The organism is Thermococcus thioreducens, assembly GCF_002214545.1.
Taxonomy (GTDB): Archaea; Methanobacteriota_B; Thermococci; order Thermococcales; family Thermococcaceae; genus Thermococcus; species Thermococcus thioreducens.
In genome coordinates, this window is the sequence record NZ_CP015105.1 from 1,786,350 (window position 1) to 1,811,027 (window position 24,678).

A 24,678-nucleotide genomic window follows, 5' to 3' on the forward strand; every position below is an offset into this window, starting at 1 on the left:
TTTTAATTTTTCATGTCGTTGAAGCCTCTTCGTCGTTGTAGAGCTCGTCTCCAAGCTCTATCTTTTCCTCGAAGCCCTTCGAGCCTTCGAGCGTCTGAATCCTGAACATGTAGCTCTTGTACCAGTTGTAGGTCGGCTTGACCTTGACCGGCAGGAGCTTCCAGGCCCTTGTTTCTTCTTCGTAGCCCCAGTTCACATACTCGTTGAAGTTCCTGATGATGTCAGTGATTACAACGTTGAACTCGTTGATGAGAACCTTCTGGATCTCCTTCCACTTGTCGAGCGAGCTCTCGCGCCTCGTTATTCCGAAGTAGCCGGCACAGCCAGGGCCCTTCAGGGTCGCTATACCCCTTCCGACGAAGGCCCTTATCGCATCAACGGTCTCGGGCGGGTCGGTGATGAAGGTGTCGAACTTGTGGAGCGCGTAGTCGGGGAGCGGCTCGCGGAGGTCGAAGGTGAACATCTCGATGTCCGAGTAGCCGAGCTCGTCGGCGGTCTTCTCGATGAACTTGACGAGCCTCTCGTCAATGTCGAGGACGGCTATCCTCTTGGGAAGGCCGCTGAGCATGAGGGCTATGCTCGTGAGGTCGTCGTCTCCGAGGACGAAGACTTCCTTGTTCTCAAGGTCTCCGCGGGTGTGCATCAGGGCTATCCTGGCGACGGTTGTCTCGGGGGTAACGTAGGCCTGGTCGAAGTCGTGCTTGGGCTGGGGCCTGTCCTTGACTATCTCCCTGAACTGCTCAAGGAGGTCGCTGAAAGCTGAAAGCTCCACTGTCTTGCCCTCGCAGTGGGAGCAGGTGTAGTCCTTTCTGGCGCCTATTCCATACTTCTCCACCAGCTTCCTGCCGCTCTGGGTGAGGACAACGCTCGGGCCGTCGAAGGCCACATAGCCGAGCTCGTGGAGGGTGGTAATAACTGCAACGACGAGCGGAAGCGGCTCCTCGCTGAGGTCGACGATGCGCCAGACGTCACCACTCGCCTGGATGGCGCTCAGAACGTTCTCGACGGTTCTCTCGTAAACGGGGATGCTCGTCTTCTCCATGACCCTCTCCACTATCTCCCTCATCACAAGCACCTCCAGAAGCATTTTTTGTTCGCGGACGGGGTTAAGGTGGGACTCTTTTAAGGTTTTCCCAGCGGCAAGTTTAATAAACCGTTCCCCGATTGGGTCTCCGATGATAAGGCCAGTCGAGAACGACTTCGTAAAACGCTACCGCCTGGAGTACAACCTGGACGCCCTTGAGGGGGTTAGGGGAGAAATCGGCGAAGAGGCCTATTCCCGTCTGAAAGCCCTTGTAGAGTACCGCTTAACTGGAAAGGAGTTTGGCCGCTCACCTATCGACGTCAAGATAGCCCTTGCCTTTTCCGCCGGCTCGGACAGCACGGCGTCCCTCAAAATACTCCGCTGGGCAGGCTTCGACGTTGTGCCAGTTATGGCAAAGCTCCCGCAGATGAGGGAGCCGGTTCTCCTCAACGCCATGACACAGGGTGCAGTCTTCGTTGAGGTTCCGGGATACATGGACGAGATGAAGGAGCAGATAAGGAAGAGGGCACCCGTCTGCGGCCGCTGTCACGCGATGGTCATGAATGCAATCGAAGACTACGCCAGGGAGAACGGTATAAAGATAGTGGCGAGCGGAGACCTGCTGAGCTCGGGCCTGATATCCATATACAGAAAAGGGGACGTAGTGGTTCTGAACCTTCCGGCTTTTCTGGCCCTCGACAAGGGCGAGGCGATAGCGACCCTCGGCCGGAAATACGCCCTCGGCTTCGGGTGCACCCTCTGGAGGTCGGCCGCGAAGAACTCCCCCGTGCTTAAGAGGTTCGGCATCCAGAGGGTCCTGAGGGAGCTCCGGGCCAGGGCACTTACACCTGAGATGGCGGAGAGGCTGATATTCGACATCCTATCCTTTTGATACACATTTCTGACCCAAAAGGTTTAAATGTGTCTCTCTGAACTTCACCCAGGTGGTGAATATGGTCACAAAAGAGGAAGTTGAAAATATCATCAGGGGAATAGTTGATGAGGATTTCGTAAAATCCATAGAGGTTGATGAAAAGGGCAACGTGACTGTCACCCTCGCGAAGGACACCCCGAACATTGACGACGTGCTTATAAAGCTCAACACGGAGCTCGGAAAGATTGAGGGGGTTGGCACCATAACGATAAACCGCGAGAGGGAGAAAAAGACGGAAGAAAACGTCGAGCTGAACAAGGATGTGATACTGGAAAAGCTCAAGGAGGTCATAGACCCCGAGATAGGCGTGGACATCGTCAACCTCGGGCTGATCTATGAACTCGATATAAGGCCGGACAACACGGTCTACGTCAAGATGACGATGACGACCCCGGGCTGTCCGCTCACCATGTGGATCCTCAGGGCTGTAGAGGATAAGATACTGGAGATACCAGGCGTCAAGGACGCCGAAATTGAGCTCACCTTCGACCCGCCCTGGAGCCCGGAGATGATAAGCGAGGAGTACAAAAAGAGGTTGGGGCTTTTCTGACCCACCCTGCCAATTTTTGTTCATCGAAGAGCCGTTTTCTCCCTCTTTCTACGGATCTTCGCCCTCAGCAGCCCATTTTTCGACGAAAAGTTTATATTCCCCGGAGTTCATCTAAATCCGGTGATGCTCCATGGCGTGGAAGGTTAGGGTTGACCAGGACGTTTGTATCGGAGATGCCATCTGTGCCAGCCTCTGCCCGGACGTCTTTGAGATGAACGACGAGGGCAAGAGCGTTCCTGTCGTCGAGGTTATTGAGGACGAGAACCTCTACAACTGCGCTGTTGAGGCCGCCGAGGCCTGTCCGGTCAGCTGTATCTACATCGAGGAGGCCTGAAGCCTCTTCTTTTTCCTTACTCCTTAAGTTGGAACTTCCGGCTGGTTCCTGTTCTATAGTGGGTGACATCAACAGGGCTTTCTCCTGGCAGAAAAGGGAAATGATAATAGAGCCGCTCACTCAAGCGTCAGGTTGAACTTCCTCGCCTGCTCAAGGACGTACTCCCTTATCTCCCGCGCCTTCGGCAGCTCTGCCACTATCTCCCCGTTCTCGATGAGCGGTTTGAGAAGCGGCTCGACCTTGGTTCCACAGACCGGACATTTCTCAAGCTTTTTATCCGCCGGAACGCGGTGGTAGTGGCCGTTTTCACAGCGGTATATCTGCTTCCTCCCGCTGAGCTTGCCGCGCTTGGTGAGCGGCTTCCCCTCAATCTCAACTATGTCGAGGGAGAAGTCAACCGGCTTTGCGCTCGCTATTGAGCCCCCGACGCCAAAGGCGTCCGCTATATCGACTATCTCCCTTATGCTCTCCTCGTTTAGGCCCCCGCTGACGAAGATTTTAACATGATCGTAGCCCCTCAGGTCGAGCTCCCAGCGAACCTCCTCTATGATTTTCCTGAAGTTACCGCGCCTTGAGCTTGGCGTGTCGAGCCTTACCGCTGTGAGCCTCTCGCCGAGGGCTTCAGCAGCCATTAAGGCCTCGAACTTCTCGTCGCAGAGCGTATCAACCAGAGCCGTCCTTGGAACCTCAGGCTCAACGACCTCGTCGAAGTACCTCCAGGCCTTCACCTGGTCGCCGACAACGAGGATGAGCGCGTGGGGCATGGTTCCAACGGGCTTCTCCCCCATCATCTCCGCCCCCAAGACACCGGAAACCCCGTCGCAGCCGCCTATGAATGCAGAGCGGTCTATCATCGGCGCTATGGCCGGATGCATGTGCCTTATCCCGAAGGAGTAGACCGGTTTGAAGTTCGCCGCTATCTTTACCCTCAATGCCGCGGTGGCTATACCGCTCGCCTGGCTGAGCATTCCGAGTAAAGCAGTTTCATAGACGCCGAACTCCTCGTAAAAGCCCTCGATCTGCATAACCGGCTCGTAGGGGTGGAATATCGTGCCTTCAGGCATCGCGTAGACGTTTACCGGCAGGCCTTCGAGGAGCTTGGCGACCTCTTCGATTCCAGCTAAAACCCCCCACTTCCAGCCCTTTGGGAGAGAAGTCGTCGTTACATCTGCGAAAACCTTCCTGTGGATGCCCTTCTCGACGAGTATCTTCCTCGTCCTGATGAAGTAAACGTCAGTAGTCTTTCCGGCTTTGATATCGTCCTCGTGGGCGATGTAGAAGTCCCTCATTTCTCCTCACCTGATAGGGAGTTCTCGCCATCCGATTTAAGGCTTTCCCGTACGGGGCCACACGGGGATTAAATCGAGCGTTGTACCACATACGTTATTAGCTGTGTCCGTTGAGATATGGCCGGTGGGGAGAAATGGAACCACATATTAGCCTTGGAGAAGTAATACCTGGGGGGATCGTGCTGGTCTCCTACGGCCAGTACAGCCTTGGATGGAGACTCGGCATGGAATACCTCAGGGATGAAATTGAAAGGGGGACATTTGGAATCATCATGAACACGACTGTTCCCGTCAGAAAGCTGATAGAGCGGGCCCGCTCTGTAGGTTTTGATCTTGTGGGAGCGGGTACCAGCGGGCACATGGCAGTCATTAACCTGTTCGATGAAGAAAGTGAGCTGGACTTTGTATACAGACTTGGTACTGCGGACAGAACACTGCTGATACCCCGGATCGAGGTGATAATGAAGGAAATAGCGTCAAGGTACGACCTCCGCAAGCGCAGGGTCGTCGGTATGATAGCGACTATAGACGGCCTCTACGAGCTGTTTGGAGGGGAGTTCCTTAAGAAAGTGTTGAGGACATACCTTGTAAAATCTGAGGAGCTCGTGGGGCTGGGGTACGAACACTGGAGCATCCTGATAGTCAACCGGGACACCGTGCCAAGGGATCTCCACTCCTGGATAGTCAGCGTCAGCGACTACGTGATCCTGACGGAGGGCATAATGGACAGAACGAGCCTGATGGAGAACACGGTTCTTTTAAAGAGCTTAGCCCCTGGATTCTCCCAGAGGATGTTCCAGGCGATTGTGCCGGCTGAGAGGCTGGAGTAGTTTAGAGTTCAAAGGGAAGCTCTACCTCCTCACCCCTTTCTCTTCCGTGAAGCTCCCGCCTGTATGCTTCGAGCGGTCTGTCCTCCACCCGTAGATAGCCCGCGAACGTTTTGGGGCTTTTCTCCAGCTCGTCAAAGAACTTCGGATAGCGTTTATCCCTGACGATGTGGTGGTCGAGTATTATATCTGCTCCAGTCTCGCGGATTATCTCGTTGAGGTTTTTAATACCTGCCTCCCAGCTTCCCTCCGCTCTTTTGCCGAGATACGTTGGGGGACCACCTGTTATGAGCAAATCTGGAACCTTCTCAATTATCCACTCCACAGCCTTTCTGTTGAGGAGCTGGATGTCGCTCGCGTGTATTAAGCGGAAGCCGTCGTCGATCATGACCATCACAACGAAGCCGAGCTTTGAGCCTTCGCTTCCGTGTGGGACCGCCGGCGAGAACTCCAATGCAACACCTCCGAGGTCGAAACTCCTGCCGTCTGCAAACTCCACCCTTTCCGCTATCGGCTCGGCGTTCTTCATAAACGCCCAGGCGCGCTTCCTCTGGCTGAAGTTGATGTTTTCTCGCGGATGCTTTATGAGGAGGAGCTTTCCCTCGTATATCTCCCTCGCATACTCCTCGCTGGAGCTCTCGTAGAGGCCCTCGAAGAATGGCGTGTGGTGGTCGTAGTGGTAGTGGGAGATTGTCACCACGTCCGCTCTCTTAGCGTAACCCTGGAGCTTGCGGCGCATCCTGTGAAGCGTTTCTATCTCAATCTTCGCCGGCGAGAGGCCGTAGCGCTTCGGCCCAAGAGCGACACCGGGGTCTATGAGGATTTTTATTCCTCCGGCTTCCACGAACGTTGCCAGGCTTCTCACGCCGAGGCTCTCGGAGGCTAACGGAATGATTCTCATATCCCCCACCACATAGAATTTTCAGGCCAAACCTTAATAAGCCCTGCCCGTTAGTGGAAGTTGACCGATGAGGAGTGTCATCCCTCCTGATGCCAAGATGATGACATTATCCCCACCTGAGGTGGTTCCATGCTTGGATTCTTCAGGAGAAAGAAGAAGGAAACTCACGGCCCGCTCGTGTACCTGAGCGAGCCCACGATACTCTACCACACCCACACGGAGAAGGCCATCCTCCAGCTCCTGGAGGAAAAGCTCGGCTCGAACAACTTTGTAATCCCCTCTGACTACGGCCTCAGAAACACCGACCACCTGATTCCCGAGGCGGAGATATTCGTGGCGATAGCCATAGTCGGCAAGTTCACCTCCCTCGTCGTCAGGGAGATTGAACTGGCCAGGAAGCACGGAAAGAAGATCTACACCCTCGACGTGGCCAGAAAGGACGACGAGATTCTTTACATATTCGAGGAGGGAGTCCCGGAGCACATCGAGTGGCTCACTCCAGAGGAGACTCAGGAGCTCTACGCGGCCTTCCGCGGCGAGGACTTCTCGGGCTTCATGAAGTTTTTCTTCGGCGACAGAAAGAGGCAGTGGTAGGCATTAGAAATGGAAGGGCAGAAAACAGGAAAAGCCAGGCATTAGGCGTTCGCCTTTTTCTGCCTGATGTAGGCATCTATAGCCTTTGCGGCCCTCTTTCCATCACCCATCGCGAGGATAACTGTTGCCTCACCCCTGATGGCGTCTCCTCCGGCGAAGACACCGGGAATGCTGGTCATGAGGTTCTCGTCCACCACAAGCGTCCCATCGGGGTTCGTCTTGAGGCCGGTGGCTTCTTCGCTTATTATCCTGTTGGGCTCAAGGCCGATCGCTATGATGACGGTGTCGGCTTCAAGCGTGACGTACTCGCCGGTGCCGACTATCTTGCGCTTTCCTTTCCTATCGCGCTCCTCAAGCGGGCGCATCTTCTCGAACTTGACGGCCTTAACCCTGCCATTCCCGTCGCCGATGAACTCAACCGGGTTGAGGAAGAACTCGAACTTGACTCCCTCCTCCTCGGCGTGATGGATTTCCTCAATCCTGGCCGTCATGTCCTCCCTTCCCCTGCGGTATGCTATTGTTACCTCTGTTCCGAGCCTCAATGCGGAGCGGGCCGCGTCCATGGCGGTGTTTCCGGCCCCAATCACGATGGTCTTCTTTCCGACAGCTATCGGCTCGTCGTATTCCGGGAACAGGTAGGCCTTCATGAGGTTGATCCTTGTCAGGAACTCGTTGGCGGTGTATATCCTGTCAAGGAGTATGCCCGGTATGTTGAGCAGCTTGGGCGTTCCCGCACCGGTTCCGATGAATACGGCGTCGTACTCCTCAAGGAGCTCCTCAAGGGTGACGGTCTTTCCGACGATGTGGTCGAGCTTTATTTCGACACCGAGTTCACGGAGCTTGGCTATCTCCTTATCCAGTATCTCCTTCGGAAGCCTGAACTCGGGGATCCCGTAGATGAGAACTCCCCCGGGCCTGTGGAGTGCCTCAAAAACGGTAACCTCATAGCCCATCTTTGCAAGCTCTCCCGCACAGGTCAGACCAGCGGGCCCGCTTCCTACCACGGCGACCCGGCCTTTCGTCCCATCCCCGTTGGCCATGAACTCCCTGAGGAGCTCCTCCTCTATCCCGTGCTTCCTTGCGTAATCGGCAACGAACCTCTCAAGCTTACCGATGTTTATCGGGTCTCCGACCTTGCCCATGACGCACGGCGCCTCACACTGCTCCTCCTGCGGACAGACGCGGCCGGTAACGGCCGGCAATGTGTTGTCGTTCCATATTACACGCAGGGCGTTCTTGACGGCCTCGTCAGGGTTGTCGGAGTTCTCACGGAGGGCCCTTATGAATCCTGGTATGTTTATGTGGACGGGACAGCCCTTGATGCACGGGGCGTATTCGGGCGGACACTGTATGCAGCGCTCCGCCTCTTTCACCGCGGAAGCAAAGTCATAGCCCAGGTTGACCTCAACGAAGCTCTTAACACGCTCCCCCACGGGGACTTCCGGAGTAGGAACGCGCTCCTTGATGAGCTTTGGTTTGACTGCCATTCAGATCACCCCTTTGGCCTTAAGCTGAGCTATGTATCTCTCCCTTGCAATCTTCTCCTGCTCTGCAAAGCGTGCGTTCCTCTTTATCGCGTCGTCCCAGTCTATTTTGTGCGCGTCCATCATCGGCCCGTCCCTGCAGGCGAACTTTATCTCCCCACCGTAGAGAACCCTGCACGAGCCGCACATCCCGGTTCCGTCCACCATTATCTGCCTGACCGTTACGATGGTCGGGATTCCGTAGGGCCTTGTGAGCTCGGCCAGCTTCTTAAGGGAGCCCAGCTTTCCGCCGCCGAAGACTATATCCACCTTGTCTCTCTCTATAAGCTCCTTCAGAACGTCCAGGTAGTGTCCCTTTATCCCAACGCTCCCGTCCTCGGTGGTGAGGTAGTGCTCATCCGCCACGGGCTTCGCCAGGTACCTCTCGGGGTAAACGTTGGCCTCGTTCTCAAAGGTCTGAATTGCTATGGTGTAGTTGCCGGCCTCCTTCATCGCCTTGAGTGTGGCGTAGCTCTCAGCCTGGGCGCAGACAGCGTCCGACACGAAAACAACGTTTCCGTAGTGCTTCACCTCTATGGGCTTTCCAAGGGGGCCCGTAACGCTGAGGAGCTCGTCCCCAACGTCAAACTCGTACCAGAGCTTGAGTGTCGTCTTCCCGTGCCGTCTTATGAACATGCCTATTCTCCCGTCTTTGGCATAGTAAACGGACATAGGGACCCTCTCACCTTTTTCATCGGGAATCAGAACCACGAACTGCCCCACCTTCCACGAGCGGGCGATATGGGGCGCCTCGACCTCCATGAAAAAGTCGATGGCGCTCAGGTTTTCCTTTTCCGTTATGACATACCCCATGATGCACCACCTTGATCACGTGCTCAAAGTTGTCCACGCTTAGTTTAGAACGTTTGGATTTTATATGCGTTTTTAAAACCAAAGGTTCAGAACTCCCAGACCATAGGAAAGGCTTTTACCCCGGGGCGCCAACTACCGGTGGTGGCCAAGATGGTGGAGATCCCAAAGAGTCATCCCAGGTACTGGAGCCTGTACTACCGGGAAAAGATCATTGAAGGGATGGAAAAGGGCATGACGGCTAAAGCGGGCCTCATAGCGCACGGCAGGGGTGAGGCCTTCGACTACCTTATCGGCGAAAGAACCATAGAACCAGCCGAGAATGCAATGAAGGCCGCAGTGGCCAAACTGCTCCTCGCGGAGCACCCAGTCATCTCGGTCAACGGGAACGTTGCAGCACTAGTCCCAAAGGAGACCATAGAGCTCGCCAAGGCCCTTGGCGCAAAGCTTGAAATAAACCTCTTCTACCGCACCGAGGAGCGCGTTAAGGCGATAGCGGAGGAGCTGAGAAAGTACGACCCAGATGTTGAGCTCCTCGGGATAAACCCCACGAAGCGCATTCCTGGTCTTGAACATGAGAGGGGAAAGGTTGACGAGGAGGGAATATGGAAAGCAGATGTGGTCGTTGTCCCTCTGGAAGACGGCGACAGGACGGAAGCCCTCGTCAGGATGGGCAAGTTCGTGATCACAGTTGACCTCAACCCGCTCTCAAGGAGTGCCAGAATGGCCGACATAACCATCGTTGACAATATAGTCCGCGCGTATCCCAGAATGACGGAGCTGGCGAGGGAGATGAAGGACTACAGCAGGGAGGAGCTACTGGAGATACTCGAAGAATACGACAACGAGAAAACACTAAGCGACGTTCTGATCCATATAAGGGACAGACTAACAAAGCTCGCTGAGGGTGGTGTCTGGAGAAAGAAGGAGCTGGAGGCTTAGAGCTCTCTCTCCGTTTTTTCGACGAGCCTTCTGAGGCTCGTTATAAGCTCGGCCTCGCTGGAGGCATGGGAGACCACCAGGGGCACCCTCTCGCGCTCGGCCAGCTTGACCGCGAGCTCGTCGAGTTTTTTAACGCCGTGAAGGACGACAACTGCCGGCTTGAGTCCCTGGACGCGGACGGCTATCATCGGGCTTCTTCCTGTCGTTACCTTGGTGAATATCAGCGCTCTCTCAGTCGTCCAGCCGTAGAGCTTGAGAAACTCCTCGCTGCTCATCTCAAGGATCGCCTTTATGCTGTCAACGACGGTGTATCCATAAATCTGCCTGTCGAGGAGGTGCATGTTGGCCACGACATCCCCCTTTACGGCGCCCACCAGGTCTTTAATCGTGAGGGGCAGGGCAAATTCCCTTATGTCAAGGATGGCGCTCGTCGGAAGCTCGCTCCCGATGGTCTTGCTGAAGGCCTTTATGACGTTTCCACCGCGACGCTCGTCGATCTCCAGGAGAGCCTCGACGAACTTCCTTATGGTTGAGGCACCAGGGCTCTTCCTCCTGCCCCCCTCGTAGTCGCTTATGACGGAGGAAGAGACGCCGAGGTATTCCGCCAGCTCAGTCTGGCTGATTCCGAATATCTCGCGCCACTTGCGCATGGTCTTACCAGGGTCGGAGGAGAGGGTTATTTCCCCCGCTATCCTCTTAGCCAAGGCTTCTTTCTCCTTTTCAAGCATGATGAGGAATATTCGTCAATCGTTATAAGCTTTTCGGCAATTGCCTAACACCCTGCCCTCAAGCTTAAAAACTCCCCGCCCTACGCTCCCCGGTGATGGTCATGGCGATATACTTCATAGGCCTCGGTCTTTACGACGAAAAGGACATCACACTCAAAGGACTTGAGGTGGCCAGAAAGTGCGATCTTGTCTTTGCCGAGTTCTATACGTCATTGCTGGCCGGAACAACGCTGGACAGAGTTGAGGAGCTCATTGGAAAGCCTATCAGAAGGCTCAGCAGGGAGGAGGTCGAACTTTACTTCGAGCGCATCGTCCTGAACAAAGCCAGAGAGAAGGATGTGGCCTTTCTGACCGCCGGCGACCCGATGGTGGCGACGACGCACTCCGACCTCAGGATACGGGCCAAGGAGCTAGGAATCGAGAGCTACGTCATCCACGCCCCTAGCATCTACTCGGCGATAGCGATAACCGGACTGCAGATATATAAGTTTGGCAAGAGCGCAACCGTTGCCTACCCCGAGAAGAACTGGTTCCCCACGAGTCACTACGACGTAATCAGGGAGAACCAGGAGAGAGGCCTTCACACGATGCTCTTCCTCGACATAAAGGCCGACCAGAACCGCTACATGACGGCAAACGAGGCGATGGAAATACTCCTCCAGGTGGAAGATATGAAGAAGGAAAACGTCTTCACCCCGGACACGCTGGTAGTGGTTCTTGCGAGGGCTGGCTCGCTGAACCCGACGCTTAAAGCCGGCTACGTTCGGGACATGATCAAGGAAGACTTCGGGAGACAGCCCCACGTTATGGTCGTTCCGGGCAGGCTCCACGTAGTCGAGGCAGAGTACCTGGTGGCCTTCGCGGGGGCTCCTAAAGAGATACTCGACGAAACTTAGCGAAAGCTTTATATTTTCCCCTCCGCCCACTAATTCCGGGAAGGGCCCGTGGTCTAGCCTGGTTATGACGCCGCCCTCACACGGCGGAGGTCCGGGGTTCGAACCCCCGCGGGCCCACCAGTTACAAACTTTTCTGGCGAAAAGTTTGATCAAAAGGTCGTGATTCCTTTTGAGTGGCTAAATTTTTAGTGGGTTTTTCAGTGGTCGGATTGTACTTTGGATTCATTGTCAAAAGAGCGTTCTTTAACGGGTTCGACTTCAACTCGCGCTCCGAAGGAGCGCTAAAAAGCCCGAACCCATTTTAGACGCGTAGGCCAAAAGAATCCCAAACAGAACTGCCAATTCAAGTGAAAACCTCCTAAACAGCAATCCACGAAAGAATCACAAACTTTGATGAAACTTTGCGCAGGCAAAGTTTCAGCGCTGGCGGAAAAATGACATGCAATTCTAAAAACGCTTGTTGATCTGATAGCGTTTCACTCCCAACAATGTCAAATGACAAGGCTTGATATTAAACCCTCATTCACCTGCGGATTTCAGAATTCATGCTTGATTTTCCCAAAGCTGGCTTGGTTGGCAAAGTTCTAGGGGTGTGGGGGCGTTAGCCCCCCAGCAAGCTTTGCGCAAGCAAAGCTTGACCAAAAAGTTCCGACTGCCCAAGAGGGGCTTGAAGATGTTGCATGCATTGTTAAGCGGGAGGTTTGTTTGGGGTTTACTTTCATGAGAGCCCATTGGAATGAGGTTTGCTCAAAAACAGCGCCCGAAGGGCGCTAAGGAGAAGAAACCCTTATCACGAGGATGGAGTTTAAAGCAAACCCTTAAATTAGGTTAGCACCTCTAAAAGGCATGCCATTTTTGATGAAACTTTTCTCCAGAAAAGTTTCTTAACGTGGGGTGAAACCCCACCTCGGGGGTTTGAGAGTACAGAGAGATAAGGGGGCGGAGCCCCCTTGTCTTTCGTTGTGGCGGGCCGGGCGGGATTTGAACCCGCGACCTTCGGCTCCGGAGGCCGACGCCCTGTCCCGACTAGGCCACCGGCCCACGCCCATAGGTATTCCCCGGGTGAATTTAAAAACCTAATCACTGCTTTTGATGTACCGAACTATACATTAAAGCATCAAAAAGCACAAAAACTTTTTAGCTTAGGCGCCCTACATAGAACAAGGAAGAGGAGGAGTGATACCATGCGGCCCCACGAATTCAAGCTCACCGAGGAGGGTATAAAGGCTGTTCTTCCGCCCCTTGAGGCTGAGATAATGGAACACATGTGGAGGGTCAAGGTGGCAACGGCGGGACAGGTCTATGAGTACATGAAGGTGAAACATCCGGACATAAGGCGCTCCACCATAAGCATCCTCATGAACCGTCTGTGCGAGCGCGGACTTCTCAAGAGGAGCGTTGAGAAGGGAAGGGGTGGAATGAGATACGTGTACTCCATAACCACCACGAGAGAAGAGTTCGAAGAGAGGGTCGTCCAGAGCATCTTGGACGCTCTCATGACGAACTTCAAGGAGGCGACCTACGCCTACCTCTCCAGAATTAAGAAGTGATGGGAAATGCTGTTCATTATCATGGCCCTCGAAGTCATACTGGCCGTGATAGCCCTTAAAGAGCTGGGTCTCAGGATAGCTTTGGCTGCCTTCGGCTCCATACTTCTCCTGTACTTCTGGGTCTCAACCAAGGACGTTAAGGGCAGCTACCTGACGCTTCAGAGGAGCGAAATTCCATGGCTCTACGACGGCATAGCGGAGATGGCCAAAAAGGCAGGGCTCCCAATGCCCAGGGTGTACATCCTGGACGACTACATACCCAACGCATACTCCTTCAAGAACACGATAGTCCTTTCCCTGGGGCTTTTTGAGGTTCTCGACAGCGACGAGATACTCGCCGTTGCCGCCCACGAGCTCGGCCACATAAAGAACGGAGACACAAAGATATTCCCCGTGCTCGCCTACGGCAGATTCCTTATGATGGTGTTCACTGGAGTGCTCATACTTCTCGCCCATACATCGGCCGTTACAGTAGCGGCCCTCTTCCTCTACGCCCTCTATGAGGTCGCCAGGGCCAATTTCCTTAAGAGCAGAGAGTTCCAGGCGGATGAAACAGCGCTCAGACTGCTGGACGTGCCGATGAGCCTCAAACACGCCCTCGAAGAGCTCAAGTACTACGAAGACCTGAGGGTTGGCGTCAGACTGAGTGCCCTGCCTAGCATAGAGCCAGCGATAGAGAGAAAGCAGAAGCCTGCGATAATAGAGACCCACCCAAGCTATGACGAGAGGATATTTAGGATACTCGTGGAGATTAACGGCAACAACATGTTCAACCAGCGCGTGCAGTGATGCCCTATGGGGATTGAGATAGTACTCGACAGGGAAAAGGCCGAGAGAATAAAGCGCATAAGGCCGACTAAAGACGAGTATTTCATGCTTATCGCAAAGCTCGTCTCGCTTAGGGCCACCTGTCCCCGTCTCAGGGTAGGTGCCGTCGCTGTCAAAGACGGCTACATCCTCGCTACCGGCTACAACGGTGCACCTAGGGGCATGGAGCACTGCATTGATGTGGGGTGCCTCATCGTCGACGGCCACTGTCACAGAGCCGTCCATGCAGAGCAGAACGTCATAGCGATGGCGGCCAGAAAGGGCATAAGCCTCGAAGGAGCGACGCTCTACGTCACCCACTTCCCCTGCGACATCTGCTTCAAGATAGTCATAAACGCCGGAATAAAGGAGATAGTCTACGAGGAGATGTACCCCAACGAGGCAACGGAGATTCTGCTCAGAGAGGCGCAGGAGAAAGGAATAGTCAAGATAAGACAGTTCAAGCTTTCAAAGGAAAGGGTGCAGGCATTCCTGGAGGAGCTTTTCGGCGAGTTCGTGGATTAGAGCTTTTTGTTTATCTCTTCAAGCCTTCTGTTTATCTCCTCCATCTCAATTGCTATTCTCCTAGTCAGCTCCGTTATCTCCCTCTCTGTTCTGTCCACCGCAACGTAGACCTTCAATATCAGGAGGTACGACAGGCCTATCGCAATGACAAACAGCGCATCGAGGCCCCTCCCAAGACCGAGGAGCCTCCGTATCTCGTTGGCCATTTCCAGGGGAAATATCGCCACTATCAGAAGCCCCAGGAGGATAACCTCCCAAAAGAGAAAATCACCCCACTCAAACTCCTTCTTTCCGTACTTGCCCAGCACGTAGAGCATCAGGGCCAGCACAACAACTATAGCCATGTACTGAACGGCATACATGGTCATCACCTCAGTTTATCAAACAGCAGGTTGAGGGCTATTTTAACACCCTCCAGGATGTTCGTCCCCTTTTTCATGGAGTACTCGGTGTACACAGCTTGGATTGGCACTTCAACAACGCGACAACGGTTTCTGGAGACCTCAATGATTATCTCGCTCGAAACCGCGTAGCGGTCGCAGGTTATCCTTATTTTGGCGGCGCAATCCCTGCTGAAGCATCTCAGCCCGCTCTGACTGTCGCTGACGTATTTTCTCGCAAAAACGGCCGTTATAGCGTCGAGGACAAAGTTTCCAAAGCGCTTCACAAAGGGCATCTGGCTGGTGTCGCCCTTGAGCCTCGAACCAACGGCAAAGTCCGCCCTCCCCTCGGCGACGGGCTTCATAACCCTCAGGGCGTCGCTCACGAGGTGCTGACCGTCGGCATCGAAGGTGATGATAAGCCGGGCGTTCCTTCTGAGGGAATAGGTTATCCCTGTGCCAAGGGCACCGCCGAGACCGCGGTTGACCAGGTGTGTGAGGACATGGACGCCCTTCGAGCGGGCTATCTCCCGGGTTCTGTCACGGGAGCCGTCGTTGACGACGACTATCTCATCCCGCCTGAAGTAGCGGAGCAGGTCATCGAGGACAGCACCTATGGTCATCTCTTCATTGTAGGCCGGCACAACAACGTAAGTGCTTAGAAGGTTTTCCAGGAGTCCAAGGAGTCCCCCCATGTCCTCAACCTCAAAATCCGGGGTGGAGTCAACTGAAAAGCTCATCCTCCCGGCGGTGTGACCCGTTATCATAACGCTCAACGCACCGAGCTCCCTGGCCGGGAGTATGTCGTAGCCGTGGTCGCCAACCACCAATACCTTGGTCGGTTCAAGGCCAAAGGCCTCGATTATCCGCCGAAGCTGTCCGGGGTTAGGCTTGAGGTCATCCGGCGGAACATCGTCACGGGTGGAGACAACCTCAAAATAGCCACTCACTCCATGCATCTCCAGCGCCTTAAGGGCCGCCTTCCGGGAGCTCCGGGTCATTATCGCCATTTTGACGTCCCTTTCCCTCAGAAAGTCCAGGACTTCCAGGACCCCCTCAAAAAGAAAACTGTCCCTCATCCTCTCGGACTCAAGCTCAACAAGGACAGCGTAGAGCTCCTCGAAGTCCCTTCCCGTCTCGCGGGATATTCTCAGCAGGTTCTCGTACATCGGCGTCATGTCACCGATTATCTCCTTAGGGATTCCCATCTCAACGAGCCGGGATTTGAGCTCCTCCTTAATTTCAGCAAAGGGCTTAGGTGCACCGACCAGCGTTCCGTCAAGGTCAAAGACCACCAGTTTCACGTCCATGTTCTCACCGAAGGATTTATTTTTGGCTTGTTCTAAGGGGATTGGGTGTCTAAGATATGATAGCGGCCGCTCCGCTTATAGGTTTAACCCTAACGCTCATCCTCACCCCCTACATAGCCGGAAGAATGAAGAGGGCTGGAATCACGGGGAGGGACATACACAAGATGAACCAACCGGAAGTAGCGGAGATGGGGGGTATGGCAGTTCTTCTCACCATTCCCATAGCGCTCTCACCCTTTATGGACGAGAAAATCATGGGGGTTCTCACGGTCTTTCTGCTCTTCGGAGTCGCTGGAATCATAGACGACCTGACGAACCTGAGACAGCTCCACAAGGTCTTTCTATCGCTCTTGGTCTCAGTCCCGGTGGCGTTTTTCGGCATCGCGCCCGAGGTTGATCTCTTCGGCTACACCCTCAATCTGGGGGTTCTGTATCCCGTTTTCGCGGTGCTCTTCGTCACAGGCTCGGCAAACCTGGTGAACATGCTCGCTGGGTTCAACGGGCTGGAGGTGGGGACTTCCACCATAATCCTTGGAATTCTGGCCCTGATAACCGACGGAAATGCCAGGCTCATTGCACTGACCGGGATGGGGGCCGCGTTGGGCTTTCTGTGGTGGAACCGCTATCCAGCGAGAGTCTTCCCGGGCGATACAGGAACCTTAAGCCTGGGCGCGCTGATAGGGCTGGTTGCCTTGACAGGAAAGGTGGAGGCCTACGCGGCGCTTCTCCTTCTGCCGCACTTCCTGGACTTCGCCATAAAGGCAGTGGGTGTTCGCTTCGGTGTACGGAGGCACGGAAGAACGACTGTACTGCCAGACGGAACGCTTCGGGCGCCGCCGTATCCCAGCTTCCTGGGGATAATAATGAGAAAAGTCAGGGTCACCGAGCCCAGGCTTGTGGCCATTGTATGGCTGATCGAACTCACTCTTGGCCTTCTCGTTTGGGCTCTTCATCAATTACTTTGACCATTCCAAAGCCGTAGCGGGTCTTTTCTCCAAAGCCGTTCTCGTAGCCGAAGCGGGCTATCTCCGGAGAGCCGTGGTAGCGGAATATCATGAGGGAGCCGCGGTAGTAGGTGTCTCTGACGAGAATCCTGACGGGCTTAAACTTGATAACGTCAATGGCAAAGTCCTTCTCCTCGGGCATCGTGCCCATTATCGCCGAATACCTCATCAGCATTACCTTGCGTAGCTTATCAAAGAAGGCCTCCTCGCTTGGGTAGAGATCCCATATCTTCATCCTGTTGCCGCTGAGCTTGACCGTCCTGACCATTATTGGACTAAGCGTTGAGAAGAGCGCCCCCTCCTTTATGCGGGGTTCCTTGAGTATCTTTATATCGTCCGCTATGAAAGCCGAATCGCCCAGCTGGAGAACCGGGCTGTCTATGAATCCCTCCACAACGGCCTTTATGAGCTCGCTGGAAGATGAAGAGACATAGAGAGAAACGTCATCTGAAAGAACCCTTATCCCCCTATCCGGAATCAGCTCACGCTTTCTGACCATTATACGGGAGAAGGTAAAGTAGTCAACGTGACTTACCTCAGCCTCGTGGGCGATCTCGGGAGATACTATGGCCATTTTCTCAAGAAGCTGAACGTAAACATCGTAGTTATAATTGAAGGGAAGAATTGTGCCCTCCTTTGCGGGCCTGAACTTTATCTCGACTCTCATTACATCCCACCCCTGTGCTATAACCCCCTTATAATTGGCACTCGAAGTTAATAAGAATTTCGCAAATAAACCACGCATCCATTACTTCAAAATTAAGTCAGGAAAAATCCGCACGTCTCGTACCAAAGGTATATAAAGCCGGGTGCCCCAAAGAATACATGGAAAGGATAGAGTTAAAAAGGCCCTTCTACACAGTCTGCATTGTGAGAGGTGAAAATTATGAGCGTTGAAGACGTTGGTGTTAAACCATCGAACGAGTACGATGATTACATCATGTACCTCAAGAGGAGGATCAGGCAGCTTGAACTCCAAGTGAGAACCCTGGAAGCCGACAAGGAGAGGCTGGAGAGGGAACTCTCACGCATGAGGATGGAGATGTCCCGGCTGAGACAGCCCCCAGCCTTTGCGGGTATGCTCCTTGAGGTACTCGACGAGGACAGGGCGATAGTCCAGAACTACAACGGACCGCGCTTTGTAGTCCGGATTGCACCCTGGATAGAGAGGGACAGACTGAAACCAGGTTCGAGGGTTGCCCTCGATCAGAGAACCATGGCCATAGTTGAACTCCTTCCCAGCGAGAAGGACCCGAGCGTATTGGGCTTTGAAGTCATTGAGAGGCCAGAGGTCAGCTACAAGGATATCGGCGGTCTGGACAGACAGCTCCAGGAGCTTAGAGAGGCCGTCGAGCTTCCGCTCAGGCACCCGGAGCTCTTTGAAACGGTGGGGATTGAACCGCCGAAGGGGGTACTCCTCTACGGCCCGCCGGGATGTGGAAAGACGCTCATGGCGAAGGCCCTTGCCCACGAGGTCAACGCTACATTCATAAAGGTCGTCGGCAGCGAGCTGGTAAGGAAGTTCATAGGCGAAGGGGCAAGGCTCGTCCACGAGCTCTTTGAGCTGGCCAAGGAGAAGGCACCTACAATAATATTCATTGACGAGATAGACGCCATCGGGGCGAAGAGAATGGACGAGACGACCGGTGGGGAGAGGGAAGTCAACAGAACCCTCATGCAGCTTCTGGCTGAGATGGACGGCTTCGACCCAAGGGGCAATGTTAAGGTAATAGCCGCCACCAACAGGCCGGACATCCTTGACCCGGCACTTCTCAGGCCCGGACGCTTCGACAGACTTATTGAGGTTCCTCTTCCGGACTTCAAAGGCAGGCTGGAGATACTCAAGGTTCACACGAGGAAGATGAACCTCAGGGACGTCGACCTGCGCGTCATAGCCGAGCTGACGGAGGGGGCCAGCGGAGCAGACCTGAAGGCCATAGCCACCGAGGCAGGGATGTTTGCCATAAGGGCGAGGCGTGAGTACATCACCCAGGACGACTTCCTCAAGGCAATAGAGAAAGTTTTCGGGGCAGAGCAGAGGCTCGCCCAGCAGATAGCCATGCACGAGGTCATGTACGGCTGATCTCTCTCTTTTCCAGCTTTTCTTCCACCCGGATTATCCCCCACGCCATCAGGTACATCAGGGGTATCGACAGAAACGCCCTCTCATAACCAAAGCCGTCGATGAGGAGTCCAACGAAGTACGGGCCGACGGTTGCACCAAAGAACCCGACCATGTTGACGAAGCCCATGACTGAACCGAGGTTCTCTCCGGTGGCCTTTTCCGACGTGTAGGCGGTGACTATGGCGCCTACCGAATAGAAAGCCAGCCCCAAGGGGATTATGACCCACGGGGAGGCCGTTAAGGCAAGGATCAGCGTGAGGAATGCGTTGAGACCGAAGACCACCGCTATGCTCCTCCTCCCGATTCTGTCGTAGAGGCCGCCGCCGAAGAGAGAACCTGCGATCCCTATGACGGATAGAAGGGAGAACAGCCAAGAGGCCGTTTCGAAGGAAACGCCTGCGCTCACCAGGAAAGAGACCAGGAAGGTGAGAAGCCCAAAGAACGCGGCAAGGACTATGAAGTTCGCCGTACTGAGCAGGAAAACGTTCCGGGGAATCGAGAACTTAACGCGAGACGGCTTTGAGACCTCGCCCCTGACCGCAAAGGTAAGGGCTATTCCAGTCACCAAGCTCATTGCCGAGAGCGCCAGAAAGGCGTAGCGCCATTCAAGTCTCAGGGCGATGGGGACGGCTATAATGGGTGCTATCCCGCTGCCGACGGGCGGGCCGACCATGAAAACGCCCAGAGCGGAGCCCTTTCTCTCCCGATAGACCTCGCTTATCAGCGCCGTTGCCGGGGCATAATACAGACCCGAGAAAAGGCCGTAAAGAGCCCTAACAGCGAGAAGCTCCCAGTATTCCCGGGCAAAGATTATGAGCGCGGACGAGAGCGAGTAGCCGATTATGCTGAGAACAAGGAGCCTCTTCCTCCCAAAGCGGTCGCCGATGTATCCGGCCGGAACCTGAATGATGGCGTAGGGGAGCAGAAGGGCGGTCATCAAAAGCCCGGCCTCGGCGTTGTTTATCCCCAGCTCGGCCTTTATCATCGGAATGAGGGGAGGGATTGCCATCCTGTGGGCGTAGTTAAAGATCCAGCCGAGCGAGACTAACAGTAAAAGCCTCTTCCGCATGGTTTCGATAAAGGGCTAAGCGTTTAAAAGTATGTCGCCAAGCCAACTAGGTTTATAAGTCCCAGCCCGGAACGGACTTCAGGGAGGGAGCGATGGTAAGCAAGCTACTGGCACTGGAGGCATACCCCAACCTCCGCGACCTGGACTTCAGGGTACTCAGAGGAGTAGAGCTGAACATGCGCCACCACAGATGGGTGCCCCTGGAGGATATAGCCAGATTCGCGAGGGTTGACGTTGAAACTGCATCCTTCAGACTTGGCAAGCTCGACGACATGTCCCTCGTCAGGAGGCGGAGCGACATAGGCTACATCGGCTACCAGCTCACGATACACGGCTACGACGTTCTGGCGATAAGGGCGCTGGCGAAGAAGGGCGTTGTTGAAGCTATAAGCACGGCACAGATAGGCGTTGGAAAGGACGCAGATGTGTACGTGGGAGTAACGCCGGCCGGAGAGAAGGTCGCCGTCAAGTTCAACCGCATAGGCGGCAGGACCGCCTCAAGAAAGGCTGCCTATCACGGGGATGTGTTCGCCAACAAAAGGCACACGAGCTGGCTCTACGTCTCAAGGCTCATAGCGAAGAAGGAGTATGAGGCGCTGACCCTGCTGAGCCCGATAGCCAGCGTTCCGAGGCCGGTAGCATGGAACAGGCACGTGGTCGTCATGGAGTTCATAGACGGGACCGAGCTGGCGGAGCTCCGCGACACCGACCTCTCCAGGGAGGAAGCTGGGGAGATACTCGACATGGTCCTGGACGAGTACATCAAGATAGTCCGCTTCGGCATCGTTCACTCGGATATGAGCGAGTTCAACGTCGTTCTGACTCACGGCGGGGGCGTTCTCATAATAGACTGGGCCCAGTACGTTACAACCGCCCGCCCGGAGAGTTACGAGCTCCTCAGGCGAGATATAAGGGTGCTCCTCAACGCCTTCAGGAGAAGATGGCGCGTGGAGAAGAGGTTTGAAGATGTGTGGCCGGGCTTTGAAAAGGCCTGGCGTGAGAGCCGGGGTGAGGGATGATGGTGATAAAATACGAACCTATGAAGGTACGGGAAAAGATAATGAGGCTCTTCCGGGAGGCTATAGAGGCTGAAAACGCCAGAGACCTTGAGAGGGCAAAGAAAAAGCTCGACGAGATAATGGAGCTGGCCAAAGAGGAGGAGCCGGAGTTCTACTTCGAGGCATGCTTCAGGCTCGCGGAGATTTTTCTCCAGGAGGACAACTACCGTGGGGCAGTGAAGTGCGCGCTCCGGGCGATACACCGCGCCCCCAATGAAGACCTCTACAGGCTGGGGATAAAGAGGCTCGGCGACATTCTGTTCATAATGAAGGGGGAGGGCAGACTCGGGGAGGTTTCCGAGGGCATGGACGTTACGCTGGGTCTGGTGAAGGACAACGAGGAGCTTCACCGCTTCGTCATGGCGCTCATGAAAATAGCGAGGGGAGAAAAGGTCGATGAGAGGTTCACCCTGGAAGAGTTCAACGAGATACTGGAGCTCCTTAAAGGATAGACTGAAGGACGCGCCTCACGTAGTCTTTCCCCGGACTTTCGGGGAAGTTGTAAGGCTCTTTCTTTGGCCTTTCATTGTAGTACGGCCTGTTACAGCCCGGACAGCCATGGGTGGCGAAGATCTCAGGTGGAATCACCAAGGCAAGCTCATCAGCATCGACCCCAAACCCGACGAGGGAACCTTTCTCATCGAACTCAAAGTCCTCTAATGTAGCGAGCCCTTCCTTTATGAGGTAATGGGCCACCTGGATTCTCCTGTACCTGGCGAGGCTCGGGGGTTCCGCGTTCTCAAGGCGGGTCCCCCTAATGGGCGTGAACGCGAAGAGGGAAACCCATGCACCCGTCGAGTACGCCCGCTCAATGGTCCCAATGAGCTCCTTATCCGTCTCTCCGAGCCCGACTATTACGTGCACGAGGGCTTTCCCATCGCCGAAGACGTCGATGACATCTTCCGTGAAGCGCCACATGTCGTCCCAGGAGTAAAGGGACTCCTTAATTTCCGGATAGAGCCTCTCGCTGGCCACGTCGAGGCCGACGCCTATGTAGTCAACCCCCCTTGATTTGAACTCCATGAGAGTGCCCCTGTCCACGGGGGTTATCGAGACCGAGACCGGAATGCCTAGGGGCTGGAAAAGATCGAGGAGTTCAATAACGTCGGAGACCAGGCCGGGGTAGTCAACCGTCTGGAGACATATTCTTGCAAAACCGCCCGCTGGAAGGTTTTCAACCACTTCCTCAACATCAAAGGCGGGCCAGGTTATGCGGGACAGCCTCCTGAGATCCGCCTCGCTTCCCCTGGCCTGGGGGCAGAAGGCACAGTTGTTCCTGCACCGGCCGTCGTGGTACGTCATGAGATACGCCGTCCTTGGCTTGGCCAGCATCCGGGCCTTTATCAGCCCCATCGCTATGGCGGTTCCATAGGAGACCCTGATCTTCATTTCTCCCTACCTCCCATGATGAGAGGCGCGTGGACTATTATAAGTGATGCGGCCGCTATGAAGGGGAGCAGTGGAAAGACACCAGCGTACCCCCTCAAACCAGCGACGTAGCCGAGGACAACCTGTCCCCCGAGCATCCCGAGGTCAAAGAACATCGTGTACACACTCGAACCCATCGTCCGTATCCTCCCGGGCAGGGGGGCGAGGGCCATGAGCTGCATCGCCGGAACCGAAAGGCCGAACCCCCCACCTATCAGAAGGGCGCTTATGTATGAGGGATAGGGGAGCCTGTAGTATATGAGAACCACGTACCCCGCAATGACCAGGAGAACCCCCGTCCTTATAACGGGTATGGGGCCGATCCTGTCCGCGGTCCTGCCCCCTATCAGCCTCATTATAAAGCTCGCCACACCCATGACCATCATGTAGAGGCCGAACACCCTCTGGGGAAGGTCAATGGTCTTGTAAAACGCCGGCAGGTACGTGATAACGCCCGCATATGAGAAGGCAAAGAAAAACAGGGCCAGTGAGGCGGCTATGAAGTAGGGGCGGAGAAGTTCGGAGTAACTCACATGTCCCGTGTGAACACTTTTGTGCTGGAGCCCCCGTTCGCCCATCCAAACAGGTATCACGAAGGCGGCACCGATGAGGGCAAATATGAGCGTAAAGGTGAATGCCCCGACAAAGCCCAGAATGTCCGAGAGGTAACCCCCGAGGGCAGGCCCTACGATGTTGCCGAGAGAGAACATCATGCCGCGCCAGCCGAGGGTCTCTCCCACCCTTCCCTCAGGTGCGAGGTCAACGGCTGTGGAGAGACTGGAGGGGAAGAATATACCCATTGAGAACCCGTGAATTGCCCTTGCAAAAGCAAATACCCACAGGTTCCCCATGAGTGCGGACGACACGTAGAGGAGGCCCGCGACCATCCCAAGGACGTTCCCCAGTATCATGGCCTGGAACCGGTAGCCCCTGTCCCCGATCAGGCCGCCCAGGGGCTTCGAAATCAGGGATATGACCGATGCTATGCCCGCCACCAGGCCAACGAGAAACGGTGTCGCACGGAGCGTGATCGCAAATGGTGAGATTATGGGGTTCACTACGCTTATCCCCAGGAAGAAGAAAAACGTGGACAGGTTGAGCAGCCAGACGTCCCTAAGGCGGCCCCCCACTAAACACCCGCCTCCGGCCCTTTCATACCGTCATGCATGAAGGCATAGCTCATATGCCTCGTGTTCTTGGCGAAGCCGACGTTGCCCGTAGAGTCAACCATGATGATGCCCATCGTGTCCCTGCCGAAGTAGCGCGTTGCGAGGCTTATGGCTGCGTCGCTCGCAGCCTGGGCGTCCATCCCGAGGCGGACAAAGTCGGTGGCGCTCTTGGCGAGGGCAAGCTTTATGGCCACCTCCCCCAGGCCCGTGCAGGAGGCCCCTGCCACCTCATTGGCGTAGGTTCCGCCTCCGATTATCGGCGTGTCGCCGACCCTGCCGAACATCTTGAGGAAGACCCCGCCGGTGGAGGTTCCGGCAACGACTTCTTCGCCGTCGAAGGCGACTGCACCAACCGTGCTCCTGAGGACTTCGGGATACTCCTTGATAAGCTCGTTGAGCTTCTTCCAGTGCTTCGTTTCGCCCCTCTCTATGAGCTTCTTCCTGAGCTCCTCCCACTGCTTCAGCCTCTCGTCTGTTATGGGGTTGTACTCCTCGAAGCCCATGAGCCTGGCGAACTTTACCGCTCCCTCACCGTTGAGGAGCACGTGGTCGGTCTTCTCCATGACCTTTCGAGCGACGCTTATCGGGTTCTTGACGCCCCAGATCCCGGCGACGGCGCCCGCTTCAAGCGTTTTGCCGCGCATTATTGCCGCGTCCATCTCGACCTTTCCGTCGAGCGTCAAAACGCTCCCGGTTCCAGCGTTGAAGAGTGGGTTGTCTTCCAGGGCCTTGACGGCTTCCTCAACCGCATCCAAAGCAGAGCCCCTCTTGAGTTCGCGCCATCCGGCCAGAACTGCCTCCCTAACACCCTCGATGACCTTTGGAATGCGCTCCTCTTTTCGTATGGTACCTGCACCGCCGTGAACTATTATCGCTGGCATAGAACCACCGGAGAAAAGAA

General features: G+C 55.1%; 27 protein-coding genes and 2 tRNA genes. 15 read left to right on the forward strand and 14 right to left on the reverse strand.

The annotated features are described in order from the left end of the window. Nucleotides 1–10 precede the first annotated feature (10 nt). Nucleotides 11–1,066: a N(4)-bis(aminopropyl)spermidine synthase gene (gene bpsA, locus A3L14_RS09930; RefSeq protein WP_055430301.1), complete on the reverse strand. Its 1,056-nt coding sequence runs from the start codon at nucleotides 1,064–1,066 to the stop codon at nucleotides 11–13. 109 nt (nucleotides 1,067–1,175) lie between these two features. Between bpsA and A3L14_RS09935 the strand changes: the two genes are divergently transcribed. The 3 genes from A3L14_RS09935 to A3L14_RS09945 all read left to right on the forward strand — a co-directional run bounded on the left by A3L14_RS09935 (nucleotide 1,176) and on the right by A3L14_RS09945 (nucleotide 2,842). Next, nucleotides 1,176–1,916, forward strand: a complete 741-nt coding sequence (locus tag A3L14_RS09935) for a hypothetical protein (protein WP_055430302.1) — start codon at nucleotides 1,176–1,178, stop codon at nucleotides 1,914–1,916. A gap of 61 nt (nucleotides 1,917–1,977) precedes the next feature. After that, nucleotides 1,978–2,508, forward strand: coding sequence for a metal-sulfur cluster assembly factor (locus A3L14_RS09940; protein ID WP_055430303.1), 531 nt, complete (start codon nucleotides 1,978–1,980; stop codon nucleotides 2,506–2,508). Between the two features lie 130 nt (nucleotides 2,509–2,638). Further along, nucleotides 2,639–2,842: a ferredoxin gene (locus tag A3L14_RS09945; protein WP_055430304.1), complete on the forward strand. Its 204-nt coding sequence runs from the start codon at nucleotides 2,639–2,641 to the stop codon at nucleotides 2,840–2,842. A gap of 116 nt (nucleotides 2,843–2,958) precedes the next feature. Here the strand turns inward: A3L14_RS09945 and A3L14_RS09950 are convergent, their stop codons facing one another. After that, nucleotides 2,959–4,131, reverse strand: coding sequence for a nicotinate phosphoribosyltransferase (locus A3L14_RS09950; RefSeq protein ID WP_055430305.1), 1,173 nt, complete (start codon nucleotides 4,129–4,131; stop codon nucleotides 2,959–2,961). A 134-nt stretch (nucleotides 4,132–4,265) separates the two neighbouring features. On the opposite strand from A3L14_RS09950, the gene A3L14_RS09955 reads away from it, so the two are divergent. Next, on the forward strand, nucleotides 4,266–4,961 hold the full coding sequence (locus A3L14_RS09955; protein WP_055430306.1) for a hypothetical protein: 696 nt from the start codon (nucleotides 4,266–4,268) through the stop codon (nucleotides 4,959–4,961). A gap of 1 nt (nucleotide 4,962) precedes the next feature. On the opposite strand, the gene A3L14_RS09960 is transcribed toward A3L14_RS09955, so the two are convergent. Then, the gene (locus tag A3L14_RS09960) at nucleotides 4,963–5,859 is read right to left on the reverse strand and encodes an MBL fold metallo-hydrolase (RefSeq protein ID WP_055430307.1); all 897 of its coding nucleotides are present in this window, start codon (nucleotides 5,857–5,859) and stop codon (nucleotides 4,963–4,965) included. A 129-nt stretch (nucleotides 5,860–5,988) separates the two neighbouring features. Between A3L14_RS09960 and A3L14_RS09965 the strand changes: the two genes are divergently transcribed. Further along, a complete protein-coding gene (locus A3L14_RS09965) occupies nucleotides 5,989–6,453 on the forward strand; it encodes a hypothetical protein (RefSeq protein WP_055430308.1) in 465 nt (154 codons plus the stop codon). 41 nt (nucleotides 6,454–6,494) lie between these two features. On the opposite strand, the gene gltA is transcribed toward A3L14_RS09965, so the two are convergent. Then, on the reverse strand, nucleotides 6,495–7,940 hold the full coding sequence (gene gltA / locus A3L14_RS09970; RefSeq protein WP_055430309.1) for an NADPH-dependent glutamate synthase: 1,446 nt from the start codon (nucleotides 7,938–7,940) through the stop codon (nucleotides 6,495–6,497). After that, on the reverse strand, nucleotides 7,941–8,789 hold the full coding sequence (locus A3L14_RS09975) for a sulfide/dihydroorotate dehydrogenase-like FAD/NAD-binding protein (RefSeq protein ID WP_055430310.1): 849 nt from the start codon (nucleotides 8,787–8,789) through the stop codon (nucleotides 7,941–7,943). It abuts the gene before it with no gap. A 150-nt stretch (nucleotides 8,790–8,939) separates the two neighbouring features. Here A3L14_RS09975 and A3L14_RS09980 point away from each other — a divergent pair, with 150 nt between their 5' ends. Beyond that, complete coding sequence (locus A3L14_RS09980; protein ID WP_074631512.1) at nucleotides 8,940–9,728, forward strand: 4-phosphopantoate--beta-alanine ligase; 789 nt, start codon at nucleotides 8,940–8,942, stop codon at nucleotides 9,726–9,728. Here A3L14_RS09980 and A3L14_RS09985 read toward each other — a convergent pair. Further along, the gene (locus A3L14_RS09985) at nucleotides 9,725–10,456 is read right to left on the reverse strand and encodes a helix-turn-helix domain-containing protein (RefSeq protein WP_074631514.1); all 732 of its coding nucleotides are present in this window, start codon (nucleotides 10,454–10,456) and stop codon (nucleotides 9,725–9,727) included. The two genes, A3L14_RS09980 and A3L14_RS09985, sit on opposite strands and share 4 nt — an antisense overlap. A gap of 101 nt (nucleotides 10,457–10,557) precedes the next feature. Here A3L14_RS09985 and dph5 point away from each other — a divergent pair, with 101 nt between their 5' ends. Together dph5 and A3L14_RS09995 are read left to right on the forward strand one after the other, a co-directional pair. Beyond that, nucleotides 10,558–11,352 (forward strand): diphthine synthase, encoded by a 795-nt coding sequence (gene dph5 / locus A3L14_RS09990; RefSeq protein ID WP_055430311.1) that lies wholly within the window; start codon nucleotides 10,558–10,560, stop codon nucleotides 11,350–11,352. 42 nt (nucleotides 11,353–11,394) lie between these two features. After that, nucleotides 11,395–11,472: transfer RNA gene (locus A3L14_RS09995), tRNA-Val, on the forward strand. An 843-nt stretch (nucleotides 11,473–12,315) separates the two neighbouring features. On the opposite strand, the gene A3L14_RS10000 is transcribed toward A3L14_RS09995, so the two are convergent. Then, nucleotides 12,316–12,393 (reverse strand) — tRNA-Arg (locus A3L14_RS10000). A gap of 143 nt (nucleotides 12,394–12,536) precedes the next feature. Here A3L14_RS10000 and A3L14_RS10005 point away from each other — a divergent pair. The 3 genes from A3L14_RS10005 to A3L14_RS10015 are packed head-to-tail and all read left to right on the forward strand — an operon-like array spanning nucleotide 12,537 to nucleotide 14,234. Further along, nucleotides 12,537–12,902 (forward strand): BlaI/MecI/CopY family transcriptional regulator, encoded by a 366-nt coding sequence (locus A3L14_RS10005; RefSeq protein ID WP_055430277.1) that lies wholly within the window; start codon nucleotides 12,537–12,539, stop codon nucleotides 12,900–12,902. Between the two features lie 6 nt (nucleotides 12,903–12,908). Next, nucleotides 12,909–13,691: a M48 family metallopeptidase gene (locus A3L14_RS10010; protein WP_055430278.1), complete on the forward strand. Its 783-nt coding sequence runs from the start codon at nucleotides 12,909–12,911 to the stop codon at nucleotides 13,689–13,691. Nucleotides 13,692–13,697: 6 nt separating this feature from the next. Further along, nucleotides 13,698–14,234 (forward strand): deoxycytidylate deaminase, encoded by a 537-nt coding sequence (locus A3L14_RS10015; RefSeq protein WP_074631516.1) that lies wholly within the window; start codon nucleotides 13,698–13,700, stop codon nucleotides 14,232–14,234. On the opposite strand, the gene A3L14_RS10020 is transcribed toward A3L14_RS10015, so the two are convergent. Beyond that, the gene (locus tag A3L14_RS10020; RefSeq protein ID WP_055430279.1) at nucleotides 14,231–14,596 is read right to left on the reverse strand and encodes a DUF2304 domain-containing protein; all 366 of its coding nucleotides are present in this window, start codon (nucleotides 14,594–14,596) and stop codon (nucleotides 14,231–14,233) included. The genes A3L14_RS10015 and A3L14_RS10020 overlap by 4 nt on opposite strands. Nucleotides 14,597–14,601: 5 nt before the next feature. After that, a complete protein-coding gene (locus A3L14_RS10025; RefSeq protein ID WP_055430280.1) occupies nucleotides 14,602–15,924 on the reverse strand; it encodes a glycosyltransferase in 1,323 nt (440 codons plus the stop codon). Nucleotides 15,925–15,980: 56 nt separating this feature from the next. Between A3L14_RS10025 and A3L14_RS10030 the strand changes: the two genes are divergently transcribed. Then, complete coding sequence (locus A3L14_RS10030) at nucleotides 15,981–16,889, forward strand: MraY family glycosyltransferase (RefSeq protein WP_055430281.1); 909 nt, start codon at nucleotides 15,981–15,983, stop codon at nucleotides 16,887–16,889. Here the strand turns inward: A3L14_RS10030 and cas6 are convergent. After that, nucleotides 16,846–17,595: a CRISPR-associated endoribonuclease Cas6 gene (gene cas6, locus A3L14_RS10035; protein ID WP_055430282.1), complete on the reverse strand. Its 750-nt coding sequence runs from the start codon at nucleotides 17,593–17,595 to the stop codon at nucleotides 16,846–16,848. The two genes, A3L14_RS10030 and cas6, sit on opposite strands and share 44 nt — an antisense overlap. 219 nt (nucleotides 17,596–17,814) lie before the next feature. Here cas6 and A3L14_RS10040 point away from each other — a divergent pair, with 219 nt between their 5' ends. Further along, nucleotides 17,815–19,011: a proteasome-activating nucleotidase gene (locus A3L14_RS10040; protein WP_055430283.1), complete on the forward strand. Its 1,197-nt coding sequence runs from the start codon at nucleotides 17,815–17,817 to the stop codon at nucleotides 19,009–19,011. Here the strand turns inward: A3L14_RS10040 and A3L14_RS10045 are convergent. After that, nucleotides 18,998–20,122: an MFS transporter gene (locus tag A3L14_RS10045; protein WP_055430284.1), complete on the reverse strand. Its 1,125-nt coding sequence runs from the start codon at nucleotides 20,120–20,122 to the stop codon at nucleotides 18,998–19,000. The two genes, A3L14_RS10040 and A3L14_RS10045, sit on opposite strands and share 14 nt — an antisense overlap. A gap of 92 nt (nucleotides 20,123–20,214) precedes the next feature. On the opposite strand from A3L14_RS10045, the gene A3L14_RS10050 reads away from it, so the two are divergent. Both A3L14_RS10050 and A3L14_RS10055 read left to right on the forward strand, forming a co-directional pair. Further along, nucleotides 20,215–21,141, forward strand: a complete 927-nt coding sequence (locus tag A3L14_RS10050) for a serine/threonine-protein kinase RIO2 (RefSeq protein WP_055430285.1) — start codon at nucleotides 20,215–20,217, stop codon at nucleotides 21,139–21,141. After that, complete coding sequence (locus A3L14_RS10055) at nucleotides 21,141–21,632, forward strand: tetratricopeptide repeat protein (protein ID WP_055430286.1); 492 nt, start codon at nucleotides 21,141–21,143, stop codon at nucleotides 21,630–21,632. The genes A3L14_RS10050 and A3L14_RS10055 overlap by 1 nt, the downstream gene beginning before the upstream one ends. Here A3L14_RS10055 and A3L14_RS10060 read toward each other — a convergent pair. Genes A3L14_RS10060 through A3L14_RS10070 form a run of 3 tightly spaced genes read right to left on the reverse strand, consistent with a single transcriptional unit; the run spans nucleotide 21,622 to nucleotide 24,658 of the window. After that, the gene (locus tag A3L14_RS10060) at nucleotides 21,622–22,569 is read right to left on the reverse strand and encodes a radical SAM protein (protein ID WP_074631518.1); all 948 of its coding nucleotides are present in this window, start codon (nucleotides 22,567–22,569) and stop codon (nucleotides 21,622–21,624) included. The two genes, A3L14_RS10055 and A3L14_RS10060, sit on opposite strands and share 11 nt — an antisense overlap. Next, nucleotides 22,566–23,738, reverse strand: coding sequence for an MFS transporter (locus A3L14_RS10065; RefSeq protein ID WP_055430287.1), 1,173 nt, complete (start codon nucleotides 23,736–23,738; stop codon nucleotides 22,566–22,568). The genes A3L14_RS10060 and A3L14_RS10065 overlap by 4 nt, the downstream gene beginning before the upstream one ends. Next, the gene (locus A3L14_RS10070) at nucleotides 23,738–24,658 is read right to left on the reverse strand and encodes an isoaspartyl peptidase/L-asparaginase family protein (RefSeq protein ID WP_074631519.1); all 921 of its coding nucleotides are present in this window, start codon (nucleotides 24,656–24,658) and stop codon (nucleotides 23,738–23,740) included. The genes A3L14_RS10065 and A3L14_RS10070 overlap by 1 nt, the downstream gene beginning before the upstream one ends. Between the last annotated feature and the right edge of the window lie 20 nt (nucleotides 24,659–24,678).